Here is a 398-nt window from a genome sequence, read left to right on the forward strand (position 1 = left end):
GGCGACCTGGTGAAGTGGCGCGCGGACGGGACCCTGGAGTTCGTCGGACGCGCCGACCACCAGCTCAAGCTGCGCGGCTTCCGGATCGAACTCGGCGAGGTGGAACACGCCCTGACCCGCTGCGAGGGGGTGGCGGAGGCGGTCGCGGTGGTGCGTGAGCTGCGCCCCGGCGACCAGCGGCTCCTGGGGTACGTGGTGCCGTCGCCCCAGGCGACCATCGATCCCGTGGCCGTCAGGGCGCACATGGCGGCGATCCTGCCGGACTACATGGTGCCGGCGACCGTGGTGGTCCTGACCGAGCTGCCGCTGACCCCGAACGGGAAACTGGACCGGAAGGCGCTGCCCGTACCGGACTTCGCCGCACTGACCTCCAGCCGAGGCCCCCGCACCGAGCGGGA

The 398-nt window shown here is 72.6% G+C and carries 1 protein-coding gene; it reads left to right on the plus strand.

Annotated elements, in window-relative coordinates; genetic code table 11:
- The coding region (locus tag ADK60_RS25215) for an AMP-binding enzyme (protein ID WP_159400575.1) at positions 1-398 on the plus strand (398 nt) is incomplete at both ends.

This window comes from Streptomyces sp. XY431, assembly GCF_001279805.1.
GTDB classification, from domain to species: Bacteria; Actinomycetota; Actinomycetes; order Streptomycetales; family Streptomycetaceae; genus Kitasatospora; species Kitasatospora purpeofusca.